14 protein-coding genes are annotated in these 18,576 nt (G+C 64.1%); 12 read left to right on the forward strand and 2 right to left on the reverse strand.

Annotated elements, in window-relative coordinates:
- Positions 1 to 8 precede the first annotated feature (8 nt).
- The 12 genes from ftsZ (at position 9) to SSA02_RS07030 (ending at position 15,663) form a co-directional block, all read left to right on the forward strand.
- Entirely contained in the window at positions 9 to 1,502 is a 1,494-nt protein-coding gene (ftsZ, locus tag SSA02_RS06975; RefSeq protein ID WP_147093301.1) for a cell division protein FtsZ, read from the forward strand.
- Between the two features lie 170 nt (positions 1,503 to 1,672).
- On the forward strand, positions 1,673 to 2,695 hold the full coding sequence (gene lpxC / locus SSA02_RS06980) for a UDP-3-O-acyl-N-acetylglucosamine deacetylase (protein WP_147093302.1): 1,023 nt from the start codon (positions 1,673 to 1,675) through the stop codon (positions 2,693 to 2,695).
- A gap of 141 nt (positions 2,696 to 2,836) precedes the next feature.
- Positions 2,837 to 3,652: an outer membrane protein assembly factor BamD gene (locus tag SSA02_RS06985; protein WP_371859196.1), complete on the forward strand. Its 816-nt coding sequence runs from the start codon at positions 2,837 to 2,839 to the stop codon at positions 3,650 to 3,652.
- Between the two features lie 78 nt (positions 3,653 to 3,730).
- Positions 3,731 to 5,446: a DNA repair protein RecN gene (gene recN, locus SSA02_RS06990; RefSeq protein ID WP_147093304.1), complete on the forward strand. Its 1,716-nt coding sequence runs from the start codon at positions 3,731 to 3,733 to the stop codon at positions 5,444 to 5,446.
- Positions 5,446 to 7,509 carry an NAD-dependent DNA ligase LigA gene (ligA, locus tag SSA02_RS06995; protein WP_147093305.1) on the forward strand — a complete coding sequence of 688 codons (2,064 nt, stop codon included), beginning with the start codon at positions 5,446 to 5,448 and terminating at the stop codon, positions 7,507 to 7,509. Before recN ends, ligA begins: the two co-directional genes overlap by 1 nt.
- Positions 7,510 to 7,725: 216 nt before the next feature.
- The gene (locus tag SSA02_RS07000; RefSeq protein WP_371859191.1) at positions 7,726 to 9,075 is read left to right on the forward strand and encodes a hemolysin family protein; all 1,350 of its coding nucleotides are present in this window, start codon (positions 7,726 to 7,728) and stop codon (positions 9,073 to 9,075) included.
- A gap of 119 nt (positions 9,076 to 9,194) precedes the next feature.
- Positions 9,195 to 11,258, forward strand: a complete 2,064-nt coding sequence (locus SSA02_RS07005) for an FUSC family protein (protein ID WP_147093307.1) — start codon at positions 9,195 to 9,197, stop codon at positions 11,256 to 11,258.
- Positions 11,255 to 11,449, forward strand: coding sequence for a DUF1656 domain-containing protein (locus SSA02_RS07010; RefSeq protein ID WP_147093308.1), 195 nt, complete (start codon positions 11,255 to 11,257; stop codon positions 11,447 to 11,449). The genes SSA02_RS07005 and SSA02_RS07010 overlap by 4 nt, the downstream gene beginning before the upstream one ends.
- A 12-nt stretch (positions 11,450 to 11,461) precedes the next feature.
- Positions 11,462 to 12,409: an efflux RND transporter periplasmic adaptor subunit gene (locus tag SSA02_RS07015; RefSeq protein ID WP_147093309.1), complete on the forward strand. Its 948-nt coding sequence runs from the start codon at positions 11,462 to 11,464 to the stop codon at positions 12,407 to 12,409.
- Positions 12,410 to 12,486: 77 nt separating this feature from the next.
- Positions 12,487 to 13,059, forward strand: coding sequence for a nicotinamidase (locus tag SSA02_RS07020; RefSeq protein ID WP_147093310.1), 573 nt, complete (start codon positions 12,487 to 12,489; stop codon positions 13,057 to 13,059).
- A 94-nt stretch (positions 13,060 to 13,153) separates the two neighbouring features.
- On the forward strand, positions 13,154 to 14,704 hold the full coding sequence (locus SSA02_RS07025) for a PepSY domain-containing protein (protein WP_147093311.1): 1,551 nt from the start codon (positions 13,154 to 13,156) through the stop codon (positions 14,702 to 14,704).
- Complete coding sequence (locus SSA02_RS07030; RefSeq protein ID WP_147093312.1) at positions 14,701 to 15,663, forward strand: DMT family transporter; 963 nt, start codon at positions 14,701 to 14,703, stop codon at positions 15,661 to 15,663. Before SSA02_RS07025 ends, SSA02_RS07030 begins: the two co-directional genes overlap by 4 nt.
- A 49-nt stretch (positions 15,664 to 15,712) precedes the next feature.
- On the opposite strand, the gene SSA02_RS07035 is transcribed toward SSA02_RS07030, so the two are convergent.
- Complete coding sequence (locus SSA02_RS07035) at positions 15,713 to 16,096, reverse strand: response regulator (RefSeq protein ID WP_147093313.1); 384 nt, start codon at positions 16,094 to 16,096, stop codon at positions 15,713 to 15,715.
- Entirely contained in the window at positions 16,096 to 18,018 is a 1,923-nt protein-coding gene (locus tag SSA02_RS07040; RefSeq protein WP_186807707.1) for a GAF domain-containing protein, read from the reverse strand. The genes SSA02_RS07035 and SSA02_RS07040 overlap by 1 nt, the downstream gene beginning before the upstream one ends.
- Between the last annotated feature and the right edge of the window lie 558 nt (positions 18,019 to 18,576).

Genomic DNA, 18,576 nt, shown 5'->3' on the forward strand with positions numbered 1-18,576 from the left:
ATTTCGCCATGACGCTCAATCTTACCGCACCGCAATATAATTACTCTGACTTCTCGCCGCGCATCACCGTGATCGGTGTGGGCGGTGGCGGCATGAATGCCGTCAACAACATGATCGAGATGCAGTTGCAGGGCGTCGAGTTCGTCGTGGCCAATACCGATGCGCAGGCACTCGCGGGCTCCCGTGCCGAGAGACGGGTCCAGCTCGGCCCGCATCTGACCCAGGGTCTGGGCGCCGGTGCGAAACCGGAGATCGGCAAGGCTGCGGCCGAAGAGGCTGCCGACGAGATCAGCCGTCACATCGACGGCGCGCATATGGTGTTCGTTACGGCCGGTATGGGCGGCGGTACGGGAACGGGCGCCGCGCCGGTGATCGCGAAGATGGCGAGGGATCGCAAGATCCTGACGGTTGGCGTCGTGAGCACGCCTTTCGGCTTCGAGGGCGCGCGACGCAAGAAGATCGCCGATGCCGGGATTGCCGAGCTCCAGCAATATGTCGATACGCTGATCGTGATCCCGAACCAGAATCTCTTCCGCATGGCCACCATGCACACGACGCTGCGCGAAGCGTTCAAGATGGCGGACGAAGTCCTTTACATGGGCGTGCGCGGCGTGACGGATCTGATGCTGGCCCCGGGGCTCATCAATCTCGATTTCGCCGATATCCGGACCGTGATGGCCGAGATGGGCAAGGCCATGATGGGAACCGGCGAAGCCGAGGGCGAGGATCGCGCGCTCGAGGCCGCCAATCGCGCCATCTCCAATCCGCTTCTCGACGATTCGTCCATGTCGGGCGCCAAGGGCCTTCTGATCAACATCACCGGCGGTGACGATCTTACCCTTTATGAAGTCGATCAGGCTGCCGAACGCATCAGGCAGGAAGTGGCCGAGGACGCGACGATCATCTGGGGGTCTGCCATCGATTCCTCTCTCAACGGTCGTATCCGCGTCTCGGTGGTTGCAACCGGAATCGACGGAAGCCGCCCCGTAAAGGCAGAGGAAACGGAAGAGCTTCCCGAATCTCCGGTCGAGGACGCACCGGTGGCTCCCGACGGGGCGGAAATCACCCAGGGAGGCACCCAGCCGCCGTTCCAGCCCGCATCGACCTATGCCTCGGTTCCGCGTCAGCAGCCTCATTACGCCCTCGATGGCCAGAACCAGGGGAACAATCAGGGCCAGGCGCAGTCTGCCCCTTCTCCGCATTCGGTTCCGCCTCAGGCCGCCAAGAACGGCTCCGCACCCTCGCCCCGTTCGGGTCTGTTTTCCGACCAGCCCCAGCGTCAGGCACCGGAGCCCCAGAGCCAGCCGCGCAGCCTGTTCGGTATCGTGACCGGTGCGCTGCGTGGCCGTTCGTCGCAGCCCGCACCTGCCCCTTATGAGGAACAGAGGACGGAGCCCACGGTGGTCGAGCGCGAGGAGAGCGTCAGAGGCAGCGGTCACGGCTCGGGTCATGAGCCCGGCGACGAAAACGGACTGGATATTCCCGCCTTCCTGCGACGCTAGGCATTTGCGGGCAAGACACAGAACGAAACGATTAAAAACGTTTTGAATCATGGCCTTAGCCCGTAATGTTTGGCAATAAACATTGACTGGTCGGCGCGCCCGTTTCCCGGTTACTGCTTTATTCGGATACTGGACTTATAAGACCGGGCAGCAAGGAGCATATATCAGTCATGCAGATCACGGCCGAGATTCCGTACCGCACGCCGATCGCTCCTTCCACGCCCTCTTTGCCTGCCAGATCTTCCACAGCCCTTCCGGGACGCGCATCGCGCGCAACCCGGGTGGCAGCCTCTCACCAGACCACTCTCAACGAAGCCATCACCTGCGTCGGCACCGGGCTTCACAGCGGCGCCCAGGTCCGCATGACCCTCCATCCAGCCGAGGCAGGACACGGGATCGTGTTCCGGCGTACCGATTGCGGGGACACGCCCCTCATCCCCGCCCTTTACGACCATGTGGTCGATACGCGGCTCAGCACGGTCATCGCTCATCCCGATGCCCCGTCCATCCGTGTCGCGACCATCGAGCATCTCATGGCGGCGTTGCACGCCAACCGGGTCGACAACGCGCTGATCGATATCGACGGCCCCGAGACTCCGGTCCTCGACGGTTCTGCTGCCGAGTTCGATTTCCTGCTCCAATGCGCCGGGTCGCGCGTGCTGGACGCGCCGCGCGCGGTTATCGAGATTCTCCGCCATGTCGTCGTCGAGGAGGCCAACGGCGCCTTCGCCGAGCTGCGCCCGGCGCGTTCGGGGCTCGCTCTCGCCATGTCCATCGATTTCGATGCCTCCGTGATCGGCCAGCAGCGTCATGCCATGCCCCTCACGCCGGAGCGTTTCAGGCAGGAGGTGAGCTTCTGCCGCACCTTCGTCGACCGGCAGGAAATCGAGGCCCTCAGAAAGATCGGCCTTGCCCGGGGAGGCTCTCTGGACAATGCGATCGTCGTCGATGGCGATGGCGTACTCAATCCGTGCGGCCTGCGTCATCCCAAGGAATTCGTCCGCCACAAGCTGATGGACGCCGTGGGCGATCTCTATCTCGCGGGACACACGCTCCAGGCCGGATTCATGGGACATAAATCGGGTCACGGTCTCAACAACCGCCTGCTGCGCGCTGTATTCGCCTCGCAGGAGAACTGGCGTCTCGTCGGGACCGACAGGGCCGCCGCACAGACACTGGCCGTGTCGGCCTGAGAAACGACGCGCTTACGGGCAGGTCTTCCGCGAATGGCAAGGCATGATATAAGACGCTTCGTCAGTGGAAGAGTCGGCATGCATCAGAACACAGATCCTCACGTAACTCCTGCGCGCGCAATCCAGCGTATCGGCTGCGCAATGATGGCCAGCAGTTTCCTGTTGCTGAGCGGATGTGCGCTCTTTTCCAACAAGGAACAGCCGAAAACCCCCAAGGTGGCGAGCGCCGAAACACTGTACAATTACGGCATCGATGCCCTGCACTCGAAGCGCTATACGCTGGCGAGCGGCGAATTCGAACTGCTCCAGCAGAATTATCCCTATTCCGGCTATGTCGGAAATGCGGAGCTGATGGAGGGGTACGCATATTATCTCCAGGGCGAATATGCGTTGTCCGTGCAGCAGCTCGAACGCTATCTTCTCCTGCATCCGACGAGCCCCGACGCAGCCTATGCCTATTATCTGCGCGCGCTCTGCTATTACGAGCAGATCGCCGAGGTCCAGCGCGACCAGCAGGGAACCGTCGAGGCCCTGAACGCCCTCGAGGAGGTCGTGACCCGCTTCCCGCAGACGGCCTATGCCCGCGATGCGCAGCTCAAGATCGATCTCTGCCGCGATCATCTCGCGGGCAAGGAAATGCTGGTCGGGCGCTATTACCAGCAGCAGCATATCTACGAGGCCGCACTCGGACGCTATCAGCGCGTGGTGCAGGACTTCCAGACGACCAATCACGTGGCCGAGGCGCTCGAACGACTGGTCGAGGTGGATCTCGAACTCGGCCTCGTCGACGAGGCGCGCAAGAATGCCGCTGTTCTCGGATATAACTATCCCGACAGCCAGTGGTATCGTTACAGCTACAATATCCTCCGCAATCACGGCCTCCTGCCCGATCACAGCGTCAAGCCCACCTCGAAGCAACGGGGATTTTTCGGGCGCATGTGGCACGCCGTTTTCTGAGCGTTCCGACGCTTTTCCGCCGGAGCGCCGGAGCGCGCCCGGCGTAATCTCCGGCCGGACCCTGCAGGACCCCAGATCATGCTGACCCATCTCTCGATTCGCGATGTTGTCCTGATCGAGAGGCTCGAGCTGCCTTTCCGCCCCGGGCTGACCGTTCTCACCGGCGAGACGGGTGCCGGAAAATCGATCCTGCTCGACAGTCTCGGTCTCACGCTCGGCGATCGGGCGAGTGGCGGCCTCGTGCGGGCCGGTGCGGATCAGGCTGCCGTTTCCGCCTGTTTCGAGATTCCGGAAGATCATCCGGTTCATCAGCTTCTTGCCGAACAGGATATCGTGCTGGACGATCCGCGCGAGCCTGTCGTCCTGCGTCGCACCGTCACGGCGGATGCCCGCTCGCGCGCCTATGTCAACGATCAGCCGATCGGTGTCGGTCTTCTGAGGCGCATCGCATCCCTCCTCGTGGAAATCCAGGGACAGCACGACCAGATGGGGCTGGCCGACCAGTCCACCCATCTCGACCTGCTCGATGCGTTCGGCGTTTCTTCCTCACGGCGCGAGGCTGTCGCCCGGGCCTATCGCCGCTGGATCGAGACGACCGCGGCGCTCGCCGCCGCGCAATCGGACATGGAAGCGACGCGACGCGAAGAAGACTGGCTGCGTCAATCCGTCGAGGATCTCGGCGCCCTCGCCCCACAGGAAGACGAGGAGGAGCAGCTGGCGGCCCTGCGCGTCGGACTCCAGCAGAACGAACGCCGGGGCGAGGCCATCGCCGCGGCCCTGTCGGAACTGACCCCGCGCGATCGCCGCTCCGCTGCGCCAGCCGCAGCCCTGCGCAGCGCGAGCCGGACCCTGGCCCGCCTTCTTCCCGCGCCCGGGGATTCACCCGCACCCGGCTCGTCGCAAGAGGTCCAGGCGCAGGAAGCCCTCATTGCGCTCGAGAAAGCCGAGGAGGCACTTGCCGAGGCGGAAACCCTGCTCTCGCGTCTCGCGGCCGATGCCGATACGGATCCGCGCCTCCTCGAGGAAACCGAGGAGCGTCTTTTCGCCCTGCGCGCGGCGGGTCGCAAACACGGTGTCGCGGTCACGGCTCTGCCGGGCCTTCTCGCCTCTCTGAAAGCCCGGCTCGAGGCGCTCGATTCCGGCAATGCCCGGATCGAGCAGCTGCAGCAGGAGACGCGGGTCACGCGGGAGGCCTTTGCGGCCGCGTCCGAACTGCTGAGCGCCGATCGTGCGAAGGCGGCCCGCCGTCTCGAAAACGCGGTTACGGCAGAACTCAAACCCCTGCGTCTGGACCGGGCGCGCTTTATCGTCTCTCTCCTCCCCCTCGCACCCGAGGCGTGGAACCTGCGCGGCAAGGAGCAGGCTTCCTTTCTGATTGCCGCCAATCCCGGTCAGCCACCGGGACCGCTCGCGAAGGTGGCTTCTGGAGGCGAGCTCTCGCGGCTCATGCTCGCGCTCAAGGTCGTTCTCGCGGAACGGTCGGCGATCCCGACGCTCGTCTTCGACGAGGTCGATTCCGGGGTTGGCGGTGCAACCGCCTCCTCGATCGGCGACAGGCTGCATCGCGTGGCGCGCGACGTTCAGGTGCTCGTCGTGACCCATAGCCCCCAGGTCGCCGCACGGGGCGACCAGCATCTGCGGATCAGCAAACGTGTCCAGCGGGAGCGGACGGAAACCCTGGCGGAACCCCTTGATCGCCCTGCGCGCCGGGAAGAGATCGCGCGGATGCTCGCAGGCGAAACCATTACCGATGCGGCACGTATCGCTGCCGACAGCCTTCTGGAAGCCGATTGATGGACCCGACCGACGCCAGCGCCGAACATGCCCGGCTCGCCAGCCTGATCGCACGCTGGAACGACGCCTATTATCGGGACGATTCTCCCGAAGTTTCCGACGCGGAGTATGACAGCGCCCGACGCGCGCTTCTGGCGCTGGAGGATGCCCACCCCGCCCTGCGCGAAAAGCACGATGTCAGCACCCGGATCGGCGCGGCACCCGATTCCGCCTTCGGCAAGATCGCCCATCGCGTGCCGATGCTCTCGCTCGACAATGTGTTCACGACGGAGGAATTCACCGCTTTCGTAACCAGAGCCGCGCGCTTCCTCGGGCTGGACGACAAGGCTGCCGATGCGCTCTGCTTCGTCGCGGAACCGAAGATCGACGGACTTTCGATCAGCCTGAGCTATCACCGGGGGCAACTCGTGCGCGGCACCACGCGGGGTGACGGCATGACGGGAGAGGATGTCACAGACAACCTGCTGACCATCGATGCCATCCCCCGGACCCTGCCATCGGATGCGCCCGAGGATATCGAGATCCGTGGCGAGATCTTCATGGCGAAAGCCGATTTCCTTGCCCTGAACGAAGCGATGCAGGCGAAGGGCCAGAAAATCTTCGCCAATCCGCGCAATGCGGCGGCTGGATCCCTGCGCCAGCTCGATCCGGGCATTACGGCGCAACGGCCGCTCTCCCTGTTCGCCTACGCGCAGGGATTCACCTCGGCGCCGGTCGCGCCGACGCACTGGGCCTATCTCGAGACGCTGCGCCGCTGGGGTTTTCCGGTCAATCCGGAATCCACCCTTCTCGCCCATGCCCGCGATATCGCCCCCTATATCGAACGCATCGGGCGCGAACGCTCCGCCCTGCCCTATGACATAGACGGTGTCGTTCTCAAGATTGACGATGTCGCGCTTCAGGCCCGTCTGGGCTTCGTCGGTCGGGCACCGCGCTGGGCGATCGCGTGGAAATTCCCGTCGGAACAGGCGATCACGCGGCTCGAGCGTATCGAGATCCAGGTAGGGCGTACCGGCGCCCTGACCCCGACGGCGCATCTCGAACCCGTCAATGTCGGCGGTGTGATCGTCTCCCGGGCGACGCTGCACAATGAGGACGAGATCGCACGCAAGGACGTGCGGCCGGGCGATCTCGTGCGCGTCCAGCGCGCCGGAGACGTCATTCCCCAGATTCTCGGCCCTGTGCCCGAAGACGCCGAACGCGGCCCGGCTTTCGTCTTTCCGGTCCTGTGTCCCGTCTGCGGGGCGAAGACGGAACGTCAGGAAGGCGAAGCGGTCCGTCGGTGCACGGGCGGGCTCACCTGCGAGGCCCAGGTCGTCGAGCGCCTGATCCATTTCGTCTCCCGCCCGGCCTTCGATATCGAAGGTCTGGGCGAGCAGTCGATCCGCGAGTTTCACGAGGCCGGTCTCGTGCGCAGCCCGGGCGACATCTTCCGTCTCCATCGTCGCCGTGACCAGATACTCGGACGTTTCGGATGGAAGGAAACCTCCACCGGCAATCTCCTGCGGGCGATCGAGGCGCGACGCAGCATAGCGTTCAGCCGCTTTCTTTTCGGCCTGGGCATCAGGCGGATCGGCGAGCGAACGGCGCAGCTGCTCGCCCGACATTACCAGAGTTTCGAGGCATGGCAGGAAGCGATGCAGGCTGCGGTCATCATCGGCTCGGATGAGCGCCTCGCTCTCGGCTCCATCATGGGCATCGGCGAGACGATCATCGCCGATCTTCTCGCCTTCTTCGCCGAGCCGCATAATCGTGACACCCTGTCCGATCTCGCGACCGAGCTGACGATCCTGCCCGAAGCCCGCCCCGAGGAAGGGCCGCTCTCGGGCAGAACCATCGTGTTCACCGGAACCCTGCACAGCATGACCCGTCCGGAGGCGAAATCCATCGCCGAGCGGCTGGGCGCACAGGTCAGCGATTCCGTTTCGAAAAAGACCGGCCTCGTCGTGCTGGGGGAGAAAGCCGGTTCCAAGGCGAAGAAAGCCGCGGATCTCGGGCTCGAGACCTGCGACGAGGCCGGATGGCGTCGTCTCGCAGGGCTGCCTCCCGCAGAGAGTGCCTGACGACCCCAACCCGGGAGACACCGGATCCGCAGCCGGAACATGCCCGATCGGAACCTGCCCGTTCCGGGGCCGGGCGCATCGCTCCGGCGCGGCGGGTTCACGGAAATGCCGCAGCGCGACCAGGGTATCCGGTCGGGAATACTGGCGCAGCGGAGATGAGGCGACTACAAGAAGGGCAATGAGCCTCTCTTTTCTTCTCCATCCGGGATGTCCGCGATGACATTGCTGCTTCTCGGGCTGGTTGCCATGGTGGCGGCCATCGCCGTCTCCATCCTGATATCGCTTTCCGAAATCTCTTTCGCCGCGGCGCGCGATATCCGGCTCCGGGCTCTGGCGGAGCAGGGAGACAGCCGCGCAAGCGCCTTCCTCAGGCTGCGCCGCAACAGCGGTCAGGTCATTACCGTTCTCCAGATCTGCCTCAACGCGGTCGGCATTCTTGGCGGCGTGATCTCGAGCGAGCTGCTCACCCCGGCCTTTACCCATGCCCTGATCGAAGCGGGGCTCGCCCCCGCGATTGCAGGCAAGACGGCGGCGGCTCTCGCCTTTATCGTCGTCACCGGGCTGTTCGTGCTCTTCGCCGATCTGCTGCCCAAGCGTATCGCCCTGAACAATCCCGATCGCGTGGCCCTGCGCGTGGCCTGGTTTCTTTCGGCGGCGCTGCGTCTTCTCTATCCGGTCGTCTGGATCTTCTCGATCGTGTCCGACTGGCTCCTGTCCCTCCTGCGCATTCCCGCGGCCTCGACGGTCGAACCCGTCACGCCTGAGGATCTGAATGCGATGCTCGCCGCGGGAACGGCATCGGGCGTGCTGCAGGAGAAGGAGCATCAGCTCATCCAGAACGTTCTGGCGCTTCAGGATCGCTCCGTCACCTCCGCCATGACCCCACGCGACGAGATCGTCTATCTGGACATGCAGGAGAGCCTCGACTCCCAGCGGGACAAGGTGAGGATACGCCCCTATTCCCGATATCCGCTCTGCGATGGCGGGCTGGATCACGTCATCGGCTCGATCCGCGCCGAGGATGTGCTCGTTGCCGTGGTGGACGAAGTTCCCCCCGATGCCGATCCGAGCCAGCCGATAAGCAGCCAGATCTTCCGTATGCGGCGGGACGTGCTCTCCCTGCCCGACACGCTCAATCTCTGGGATACGCTCGCGCAGTTCGACACCCATGGCGCGGGCTTCGCGCTCATCGTCAACGAATACGGTCTCGTCGTCGGGCTGATCACCTTCAAGGACATCATGGGCGCCCTGATGGACGGGCTGGCAAGCCCCTTCGAGGAGCAGGCCATCGTTCGTCGCGATGCCAATTCCTGGCTGATCGACGGTGCGGCGCCCATTGGCGATGTGACCCGCGAGCTCGATATCGCCCTCGATGCGGACAGGGACCTGTTTCACACGATCGGAGGTTTCGTCATGCATCGTCTGCGTCGCATGGCACGCAAGGCCGATCGCGTGGAGGCGGCCGGCTACCGTTTCGAGGTGGTCGATGTCGACGGCTTCCGGATCAACCAGCTTCTCGTCTCGCGCCTGCCCGGGACGGTCGGCGAGAAAATTCCCGGGCCGTAACTGACAAAACGTTACTCTCCCGCCCTGCCATCAACCTTTCCTTGACCTTTCGGCCCCGCCCGGCGTTCCTGTGACGATCACGCGAAACCGGATGGAGCGGAATGACGGAAGGGGTGCAAATGCGCGCGCGCTGGTGGCCGCTGCCGAGCGATCTGCCGGCCCCCCCTTTCCAGCCGGGATGGATCGGTTTTTCGCTGCGTACCTGGGCTGCGGTCTGTCTCGCTCTCGCCACGGCCTTCTGGTCCCAGCTCGACTCTCCTGCCGGGGCGGCCGTCACGGTCATGATCATCGCCCAGCCCCTCAGGGGGCAGGCGCTCTCCAAGGCGATGTACCGCCTCATCGGGACGGCGCTCGGTGTCGCGGTGTCCATTGTCCTGATCGCGACCTTCAGCCAGGATCGGGGCATGTTGCTCGGGGGCTGTGCGCTCTGGCTCGCAGGCTGCACCTATGTCGGCACGCTCGAGCGGCATTTCCGCTCCTATGGCGCGCTGCTCGCCGGATATACGGTCGGACTGGTCGCCATCAATGTCATCGATACGCCCCAGACGGTTTTCGATGTTGCCCTCTCACGCGCGAGCTGCGTGGCCATCGGCATCGCTTCGGTCGCTCTGGTGAACATGCTCACCGGCTCGCCCAGGGCGTGGCAGAAACTTGCGGATAATCTCGAGGCAAAGGCGGGCAAGGTCAGACAGCTCGGTCGCAAGGCGATGGAGGGCGCTGCCATCGCCGATGCCATGGAGACGACGGCGCTTGCCAGCGAGGTCCTCTCGCTTTCCGCCCAGATCAGTTACGCACGCACCGAAATCGACCGGAGCACGCGCCGCATGGCGGGCGCGAGACTTGCAATCATCGGCATGCTGACCGTGCTCGGGGCGAGCCGGTCTCTTGCCCATATTCTCCGGAACAAAGCCGTATCCGGTCTCGCCAGACGCCATGTTCTCGCCTGGCACGAAAAGCGTGACGAAGGATTCGACCGGTTCGAAACCGTCCGCTCCGTGCTCGAACGGATGCGCGAAGAAGATCCCGCCTATCGTCTGACGCCCGTGGACGCCCATTATCTGGAACGCGCTGCGGTGATGCTCAGCAATCGTCTGCATATCAGCACAGGCACGAGGACGCTCCAGCACGCGACCCCGGCTGGAAAAGCGCTCAGGCTCGCCCGTATCGCGCAGCATCCCGACCATGTCGCGGCCTTCGTCAATGCGATGCGGGTCCTGATCGGGTTCTCGATCACGGCGGGTCTGTGTATCGCCTGTGGCCTTCCGGCCTCGATGACCGCTTTGTCGCAGGCGGCGCTGATCCTGACGCTTGCCTCGACCTCGGCCGATACGTCGCAATTCGGCATGGGGGCAATTCTCGGACTTTCCCTCGCAGTGGGCGTCGCTATCGGCATGAATTACTGGGTCCTGCCCTATGTCGCGGCCTTCGGCGCCCTTTCCCTCGTCTTTCTGCCCCACACGGTCTTTGCGTGCCTCATGCTCATGAACGCGCGCACGAGCGCGATGGGCTTCAATTACGGGGCGTTCTTTCCGGTCATTCTGGGTCTCGGCAATCATCACGAATACGATCCGTCCGCGTTCATCTCCAGAAACCTTTTCTATCTCCTCTCGGGGGTGGTCTCCTTCGTCATCCTCGTTCTCCTGTTTCCACCCACACCCGCGCATAGGCGGTTTCGTATCGCCGCCGCCATCGGCCGGGATTTCGAGAGACAGATGGAAGGAAAGGGCCTGCCCGCCGGCGCCACGCTTCTGACGCGCAAATATGACCGTCTGACCCAGCTTCTCGACTGGACCAACCGGCTCAGATCGGGGCGCCCCGTCAATCGCCATGTCTTCGACCGGCTGGTCATGCTGGAAGATCTCACTTCCACCCTGGCGCGGCTCCACCATTATCTCGATCAGGCACGCGACTGCCCGGAGCTCGCATCGCTTTCGGACCAGGCAAGCCGCGTCATGAAGACGGCGTCGCTCGACGCGCTGCAGGAGACCCTCGCCCGGTTCGCCTCCCGTTTTCTTGCCCGGGCAGACGAAGCCCCGCCACAGGCATGCGCCGTTGCCGTTCTCTGCGCGGGGAGCCTGGAGGCAGTTCGCGAGACGCTCGGCGAGAACCGTTCGACCCTGCGTCATTTCGGGCTGGCCCGGCCCCGCTGGGCGAACCGGGCCGGCCGGGAGACGCAGGGATGAGTAATGTCATCGATATCGAGGGCGTTCTGATCTCGGCCTTCGTCGCCAATCTGTTTCTCGCGCTCCTGACCCTGGCCGTGATCCGGTGGAGCTTCGGCCGGCTCGATCTCTGGCGCTTCTTCTGGAATCCGCCGCTCGCGCAATTCGGCCTTCTGGTCTGCCTGCTCGGTCTGTACACCTGGTTGTTGTGAAAGAACCCCGTCTTGCTCGCTCGCGCTTCGCGTTTCATCCGGTTACTGATCACGCTCTCCGTTCTGCTGGTGGCGGGCGTCGTCATCGTGATTCTCTGGGATTACTACACCGCCGCACCATGGACCCGTAACGGGCAGGTGCGTGCCCAGGTGGTGAACATGGCGCCCCGGGTTACCGGCGAAATCGTCTCGGTGCGCGTGCATGACAACCAGTTCGTCCATCGTGGCGACGTGCTGTATGTGATCGATCCGTTCGACTTCAATGTCCGTGTGGCCTCGGCGGAGGCAACCGTCGCCGAGCGCAAGGCCGATCTCGACTTCCGCACCTCCCAGTTCCGCAGGCGACGGGCGATCCCCGGCGTTGCGGTATCGGGAGAGGAAAAGCAGCAATACGAGGCCGCCGCGGCACAGGCAAAAGCCCAGTTCGACGCAGCAAAGGCAGAGCTGCGTCAGGCGCGCATCAACCTGCAGCGCACGGTCGTGCGGAGCTCTCTGGATGGATATGTCACCAATCTGATGATGCGCCCGGGCGATTTCGCAACCGCAGGCCACGTCAACATCCAGATCATCGACTCCGCTTCCTACTGGGTCGATGGCTATTTCGAGGAAACGAAGGTCCATAATATCGAGGTCGGCGACAGGGTCCGCATGGATCTCATGGGCGCACACACCCCGATCTTCGGTCATGTCGAGAGCATCACCCGCGGTATCTCGAGCATGAATGCCTCGACCGCGACACAGGGCCTGCCTTCAGTGGACCCCGTCTATACCTGGGTCCGGCTGGCGCAGCGTATTCCGGTACGGGTCCATATCGACACCCTGCCTCCCTCGGTTCACCTTGCGGCTGGCATGACGGCGACGGTCACGATAGTCTCCGAAAATGGCCATCGCAGGCATATGTCAGCCGGAGAAGCCCTGCATCATTTCGGCGACGACATGGCGCATGTGTTCGGTCACTGATCCATCGTCGAGGCGTCACCGGGCCACCACCGGGCCCTTCCTGTCACTCTCCTCCCGCCCTTCTTCCGGAGCCGTTCTTGACCGATCTTTCCCGCGTTGCGCTCCTCGTCATCGATGTCCAGAACGATTTCCTGCCCGGGGGCGCCCTCGCCATCCCCGACGCTGACTCGATCCTCGCCCCCGTCAACGCGCTCATGGCCTTGCCCTTTGCCGCAATCGTCGCCAGCCGCGACTGGCATCCCCCGCTTCATGTCTCGTTCCAGCCCGAAGGCGGCCCCTGGCCCGTGCATTGCGTTGCAGGCACGAAAGGCGCCGCCTTCCCTCCCGCGCTGGAGCGGAGCCGGCTGACCCATATCGTGCACAAGGGCCTCGATCCGCAGTGCGATTCCTATTCGGCGTTCTTCGACAATGCCCGCCGCCACCGGACCGGCCTCGAGGGCTTGCTGCGCGATCTGGACATCACGCGGGTGGTTCTGTGCGGACTGGCGCTGGATGTCTGTGTCGCCGCCACCGCAATGGACGCGGTCGGATGCGGCTTCGGGGCGTCCATCGTCCTTCCCGCCTGCCGGGCCGTCCGACCGGATACCGGGGCCTGCCTGTCCATGCTCCGGAAGCACGGAATCGGACTCGGGACGACCCTCGCGCCCTGATCGACCGCGCCCGGCAAGAGGGGCGCGTCGACATGGGCTGGACATCGGAAGCAACGCACCCGGAACGGTGCATCGAAGCTGCGGGATTCTTTTCATGCCAACGGGGAGAAAAGCCACGATCCGACGGATCTTCCTGCTTCATCGCTGGCTCGGCATGGGTCTCGCCCCTCTGATGGTCATGTGGTGCCTCTCGGGCATCGTCATGCTCTGGCACCCATGGCCCACGCCGGACGCCGAACGCGTCCTGCGTGCGCATCCCGATCTGCATCTCCCGGCTACAACGATTCTTCCACCGGCGCTCAACGTCGCGCGCAGGGCACGGATCGCCATGGCGGGCGACGACGCAGTCGTGACCGTGCTGCCCGACAATGCCCCCGGCAGTAGCGACGCATCGGGGTTCTCCCTCCGCTCGGGGCGGGCGGTAACGCACCGGGCAGAGGCCCTCGTGCCCGATGCACGCGCCTATCTCCCCGGAGGCGAACGGGATGCGCCGCTCCATGCAGCCGGTCTGCGACGCACCGACCAGTGGATCATGAATACGAAAGGGCGCGCACAGGGATTCTATCGCTACGATTTCGCAGACCCCGAACGCACATCCCTCTATATCGCGCCGGTCAGCGGCGACGTCGTTCAGTCAACGACACGCAGAGAGCGTTTCTGGGCATGGATCGGCCCCGTGCCTCACTGGTTGTATTTCTCGCTTCTGCGTCGTCACGACCGGCTATGGGCCGACACGCTGATCCTTCTCTCCGCGCCCTCCATTTTCCTGACCGTAACCGGGCTGTGGATCGGCCTGAGGCGTTTCGGCTCCCGCAGAGGCCGCAGGACCGGCGCAGGGAACAGGGACGGAGGCCGCCGCCGGAGGTTCCGGGCCTCTCCCTATCGCGGTGCTGCCATGCTGCATCATCTGGCGGGATTGTCCTTCGGCCTTTTTGCACTGAGCTGGATCACGACGGGCTTTCTGAGCATGAATCCCGCCGGTTTCCTCGAGAAGACCCCTCCCCCCGACTGGACGCAGCAGATCAGCGGCCCTCTCGATGCCAGAGCGGTCGCCGCTGCCCTCCCCGCTCTGCAAAAAGAACCCGGCATCGTCGCCGTCGAACTCGATCATATCGGCCCCGGGCTCTTCCTCACCCGTCTCAACCGGGATGGGACGCGCAGACGCACCGATGACAGGGCACGTCCCGCGCCCCTCAGCGCAGACGCGCTCAGGCAGCAGCTCGCACAGAACGGCATCGAGGCACGGGTCGACAGGCTCGCCCGTGACGATGCCTATTATTTCTCGAACCGCCATCGCACCCGACCGTTTCCGGTGTTCAGGATCGCGGGGCCTGACGGCACGCGTCTCTATCTCGACCCCGTTTCCGGCGCACCGCTCCTCGTCGTCGGCCAGGCCGCACGCGAGACGCGCTGGATCGTGTACGGTCCGCACGATCTCGATTTCCTCTCATTCCTGCGCGCGCCGTCGAGCCGCATCCTGCTGCTCCTGCCCCTGCTTTGTGGCGTAGCCCTGCTCTGCCTTTGCGGGTTATGGATCGGGATATGCCGCATGGGCTACATGCTGGACCGGCATCGTCGCAGCGCGAGGCGCCGCCGGCCTGGCCGCAGGCCGGTCCGGCAGAAGGAAAGAGAGTCCCGACCATGACCGCATCGGCCCGTCAGACGGAAACCGCTCACGATATCCCGCTCGGGATCCTGAGCGGTGCGGGAGCCGGAGCCTTATGGGGGCTGGTCTTTCTCGCGCCCGAACTCGCACGCGATTTTTCTGCGCTCGATCTCGCTGCGGGGCGCTACTGCGCCTATGGCCTGATTGCGCTCGTGCTCGTCTTTCCCCGGCTGGGCCATTACCGGCGCCTGCTCACCCTGCGGGACTGGTGGGTACTGGCCGGGCTCGCCCTGTTCGGCAACAGCTTCTATTATGTGATGCTTTCGGCGGCGGTACAGAAAGGCGGCATTGCCCTGACCTCTCTCGTCATCGGTTTCATGCCGGTCGCAGTGACCGTTATCGGCAGCCGCGACCGGCATGCGCCCTCGCTGCGCAGGCTTTTCCCCTCGCTTGCCCTGTGCGCTGCCGGCGCCTGCTGCATCGGCTGGCAGGCCGTGACAGGCCATGACGGGCTCTCCCGGCGTCTGACCGGGCTGATCTGTGCGCTGCTGGCCCTTGCCTCCTGGACCGGATTTGCCGTCGGCAACAGCCGGGCCCTTGCCGCACATCCTGCGATATCGCCCCATGACTGGAACCTGCTGACCGGGGTGATGACCGGACTTCAGGCCATTGCCCTCATTCCTCTGGCACGGCTGACCGATACGGCCGCGCATGACGCAACGCGCTGGCTCTTTCTCGCGGGGCTTTCGCTTGCCGTGGCCGTCATCGCGTCCCTGTGCGGCAATGCTTTGTGGAACCGCATGAGCCGGCTCCTCCCGCTGACCATGACCGGGCAGATGATCCTTTTCGAGACGGCATTTGCGCTCACCTACGGCTTTCTCTGGTCCTGGCGCTGGCCCAGCCTGCCGGAACTTGCCGCTTTCGGGTTCATCGTGGCCAGCGTCACGAGTTGCATCGCCGCGCATCGCAAGCCGGTCGGTCCTGCCCCGGCCGGATAGGCAGTCCTTCCCGGCCGGTCCTCATGCGAGGTCTCGCCGGGACGGGTACTCAGGCAAATGCCTCCAGCGCGCCGCGCACGCGATGTTCGTTGAGCGGTTTCGGAAGGAAGGTCGCACGCGGCGGGATGGTCCCGCTATGCGGAATACCGCGCCCGCTCGTGACGATGATATCGATGGAGGGCCAGCGCGCCCTGACGATGCCCACGAGTCCAAGCCCGTCCATCGTCCCGGGCATATCCACATCGGCCATCACGATCCGGATATCGGACCGCCGCTCGAGAACGTCCATCGCCTGATCGGCATCCGCCGCCTCGAGCACGCGGTACCCCGCCTCCTCGACCAGATCCATCAGACTTATGCGCTGGAGCGCTTCGTCCTCGACGATCAGCACGAGCGCGCCCTGTTCCGGGCAACAGGAAAGCGAAGGCGGCATCAGGTCCCCTTGATCTTTTCGATATCGGCGCGGAATTCCGCGCTCAGCCCGTCTGCGTCATAGCGCAGGACGGTGCCCCCCGTTCCGGCGAGACCGAAGGAAATGAGCCTCGAGCCGAATCCCGTCCGCTCGGGCGGATGCGCGCGGGGCCCGTCGCGCTCCTGCCAGCGCATCACCAGGTCATGACCCTCGCGGCTCCTCTCCACGTGCCAGCAGAGTTCGACACGCCCCTCCGGACACGACAGGGCCCCGTGCTTGATCGCGTTGGTCGTCATTTCGTGGAGCAGCAATGCAGCCGACATCGAGGCACGGCTCCCCAGCCTGACAACAGGCCCCGAAAGATGGCATCGATCGCTGACGCTGGCATCGCGCAATATGCCCGCGGCGAGCTCGCCGAGGATCGCGGCGCGCTGATCGTCGCCATGCAGGAGATCATGCGCCCGCCCGAGGGATTGCAGCCGTTCGCTGAAGCGGTCGGCCTCCTCGCGCGAGAGAACGTTGCGCAGGGTCATCCGGGCGATGGCCTGAACCATCGCAAGCGTGTTGCGCAGGCGATGAGCGATCTCGCCGTTGATGACGGCCTGCATCTCCTCGCCGCGGCGACGCGCGATCGCGACTTCGATCCTGTCTGCGGCATTGCGCAGCCAGTGGCGCTCGGCAGCGCTCCAGCAATGGGGCTGCGCGAAGTGAACGAGCAGAAGGGCAATGGTCCGGCCGCTCTCGCGCACCGGGATATTGATCACACCGCGCGCCCTGAGCGCGAGCCAAGCATCGGCCTCGTTGACGGTGCGGATATCGGTCAGCACGTCCTCGATCACCAGATCCTCGCCCTTCAGGAGCGTCTCCCGGAGCCGACCGTATTCGTCGAAACGATAGAACCCGGCGATCGGCGGCATGTCCGGGCGCTTCCACCCTTCCATGACGGTCAGCGTCTCCACATCGTGGTCGAGTGCGCCATAGGTGACCCGATCCGCCTCGAGGGCCTCGCCGATGATGACCATGGCCGTGTCGATCATCGGCTGGATATCGCGCGCCTCGCGCAACAGATCGCCAAGCCGGATCAGCCCCTCCTGGCGTGCCTCTGCCGCGACGCGCTCCGATACCTCATGGAACGTCGCATAGAAATGCTCCGCCCCCAGACACTGGAAGGCGCCATCGTACCAGCGCTTTGTGGAACCGATCCTCTTGGTGAAAGGAAGACGCCGCCTTTCCTCTATCACCCGGGCGGCCAGATCGATCCATTCCTGCGCCTCGGCGCCGAAAAGCTCCCTGACGGAACGGCCGACCGCCATACGCGACGGGATGCACATATGGCGCTCCCAGGCGGGATTGACCTCCTCATAGCGCCAGTCGCAGACGCGCCCTTCCGCATCGCGCAGGACGACCGCGAGGAACACACCCTCTTCCATCGACTGGAAGAGATGTTTCCACCGCGCCTCGACCCTTTGAAGGGCCGCCGTCTGGCGACGCAGTTCGAGAAGATCGACCACCTGACAGGCGAGTTTCTGCAGGGAGGAACGCTGCGTCTCGCTCAGCGCCTCGGGGCGCGGCACGGGATCGACCACGCAAAGCGCCCCGATCGTTCCGAAAGGCGTACGAAGCGGGGTTCCCGCATAGAACCGCAATGCAGGCGGTCCCGCGACCAGTTGCGCGGATGCCGTGCGCGGATCACGCGAAAGATCCGGAAACGCAACGTATGAATCCTGTTCCAGAACGAAACGGGTTATCGCGTCATCGGCTCCCAGCTGGGAGACATCTATGCCCGATTTCGCCTTGAACCAGTACCGGTGCCCGTCGACGAAGCCGATCACAGCGCCCGAGGTGCCGCAAATCTCGCAGGCGAGCGCGACGAGATCGTCATAACCGCGTTCGGCAGATGTATCGATGACATCATAAGCGCCGAGATCGAACGAATTACCCATCTTCCCGATCATGCCTGACCCTGCCCGAATGGGATCCCGGCTGACCGCCCGGAGCAATCTCACCGTATTGTTATGACAAACTGTTGTAGCGAGGACCGGAGCAACGAAGCAAGCCCGGAAAAGACCAATCGCACAGGTCCCCTTGGCGCAGGGTCAGGCATGATCGCGTTCGATCGGGACGCGTGTCCCGGATGCGAAAGCAATCCGGCAGACACCGGAAACCGGGGAGTGATCAAAACGACGACGATACAGCCGATCGGATGTGTCTCCGAAGAGAACCGGCGTTTATCCGCATCTCTCGTGCCGCGCTCGAAAATCGTCATCAATGGAAATCGTCATCAATACTGGTGATGTCTTCGTCGCTCATGCGGGACCACATGGCCGGGTCGCACTTTCCTGTCTTGCAGCTGACTGTCAGCCAGAATTCATACTGTGAGAAAATGCCTTTCGGACCAGTATAATCAGGTAATCTTCTGGGTCTTAGTTTGTAAAATATTTACTCAACGCATCTCACTGTGTTGCTGTATTTGAATACATGTGCACATAAAACAACGATAG

Source organism: Swaminathania salitolerans (assembly GCF_007988945.1).
GTDB lineage: Bacteria > Pseudomonadota > Alphaproteobacteria > Acetobacterales > Acetobacteraceae > Swaminathania > Swaminathania salitolerans.

Excerpts from the sequence above, each read along its gene's own strand:
- SSA02_RS07005 (WP_147093307.1), top strand. The coding sequence starts at position 9,195 with ATGCGCGCGCGCTGGTGGCCGCTGCCGAGCGATCTGCCGGCCCCCCCT.
- SSA02_RS07010 (WP_147093308.1), top strand. The coding sequence starts at position 11,255 with ATGAGTAATGTCATCGATATCGAGGGCGTTCTGATCTCGGCCTTCGTC.
- SSA02_RS07030 (WP_147093312.1), top strand. The coding sequence starts at position 14,701 with ATGACCGCATCGGCCCGTCAGACGGAAACCGCTCACGATATCCCGCTC.
- SSA02_RS06985 (WP_371859196.1), top strand. The coding sequence starts at position 2,837 with ATGATGGCCAGCAGTTTCCTGTTGCTGAGCGGATGTGCGCTCTTTTCC.
- lpxC (WP_147093302.1), top strand. The coding sequence starts at position 1,673 with ATGCAGATCACGGCCGAGATTCCGTACCGCACGCCGATCGCTCCTTCC.
- SSA02_RS07000 (WP_371859191.1), top strand. The coding sequence starts at position 7,726 with ATGACATTGCTGCTTCTCGGGCTGGTTGCCATGGTGGCGGCCATCGCC.
- ftsZ (WP_147093301.1), top strand. The coding sequence starts at position 9 with ATGACGCTCAATCTTACCGCACCGCAATATAATTACTCTGACTTCTCG.
- SSA02_RS07025 (WP_147093311.1), top strand. The coding sequence starts at position 13,154 with ATGCCAACGGGGAGAAAAGCCACGATCCGACGGATCTTCCTGCTTCAT.
- SSA02_RS07035 (WP_147093313.1), bottom strand. The coding sequence starts at position 16,096 with ATGCCGCCTTCGCTTTCCTGTTGCCCGGAACAGGGCGCGCTCGTGCTG.
- ligA (WP_147093305.1), top strand. The coding sequence starts at position 5,446 with ATGGACCCGACCGACGCCAGCGCCGAACATGCCCGGCTCGCCAGCCTG.
- SSA02_RS07040 (WP_186807707.1), bottom strand. The coding sequence starts at position 18,018 with ATGGGTAATTCGTTCGATCTCGGCGCTTATGATGTCATCGATACATCT.
- recN (WP_147093304.1), top strand. The coding sequence starts at position 3,731 with ATGCTGACCCATCTCTCGATTCGCGATGTTGTCCTGATCGAGAGGCTC.